The organism is Streptomyces cellostaticus (assembly GCF_001513965.1).
Taxonomy (GTDB): Bacteria; Actinomycetota; Actinomycetes; order Streptomycetales; family Streptomycetaceae; genus Streptomyces; species Streptomyces cellostaticus.
The window spans coordinates 4,502-5,582 of record NZ_KQ948072.1; the positions used below are offsets into that span (position 1 = coordinate 4,502).

The 1,081-nt window shown below is 65.9% G+C and carries 1 protein-coding gene; it reads left to right on the plus strand.

The annotated features are described in order from the left end of the window. Positions 1-209: 209 nt before the first annotated feature. On the plus strand, positions 210-1,049 hold the full coding sequence (locus tag AQI88_RS41315) for an IS5 family transposase (protein WP_067010850.1): 840 nt from the start codon (positions 210-212) through the stop codon (positions 1,047-1,049). Positions 1,050-1,081 lie beyond the last annotated feature (32 nt).

Sequence of the window (1,081 nt, forward strand, 5' to 3'; positions counted from 1 at the left end):
CTTTGTCCCCGCAAGGTTGTTTGGTGGCGCTTCGGGTGGCGAGTGGGACCGAGACTGCTGAGGCAGTAGTGGTCAATGCGGGTTGTGCGACAGATGACGTCACGCCTCGGCTCGTTTCGGTCGAGTCGATCCTGTCTGATCCCAAGGCGCCCCTGATTGACGCCGTTTGCGCCCTGGGGACATGCCGTGCCTGACGGTACTGCCGAAACATGACGCGACAACGCCCGCACCCCAGCGACCTGTCCAATGCCCGCTGGGAACTGATCGGCCCCACGCTCACCACCTGGAGGGCCGACCGACGGGGCAGGGGCCTGGACATCGGCCGCCCGCCCGAGCACGACCTGCGCCGCATCATGGACGCCATCCTGCATGTCGACCGCACCGGCATCCCCTGGCGCTACCTGCCGCACGACTTCCCGCCGTGGGAAACGGTCTACGGATACTTCGCCGCGTGGCAGAAGGAAGGAATCTTCGACCGGCTCAACGGCCTGCTGCGGCGACTGGTGCGTGAGGCCGAGGGCCGCGATGCCAAGCCGAGCGCCTGCGTGCTGGACGCGCAGAGCATCAAGACCTCCGCCAACGTTCCCGCAGCCGACCAGGGCATCGATGCCGGCAAGAAAATCGCTGGTCGCAAGCGCCATCTCGGCATCGACACCCTCGGCCTCCTCCTGGCCGTCTGGGTGACCGCCGCCAGCGTCTCCGACAACGCAGGCGGCATCCATCTGCTCTCACGCATCGCCACCACAAGCCCTCGTGTGACCAAGGCGTGGGCCGACACCGGCTACCGCACCAAGGTCATCGACCGCGGCGCCCGCCTCGGCATCGACGTCGAAGTCGTCCAACGCGACCCCCGCGTCAAAGGGTTCAAAGTGATCCCCCGACGCTGGGTTGTGGAGCGGACCTTCGGCTGGCTCATGCACCACCGCCGGCTCGCTCGCGACTACGAGACTCACCCTCGCCGCTCCGAAGCCATAATCCACGTCGCGATGATCGACCTCATAAGCCGCAGACTCACCCGCGAATCCACTCCGAACTGGCGCAACACCTGAACCTCGAACCAAACAACCTCGCGGGGATAAAA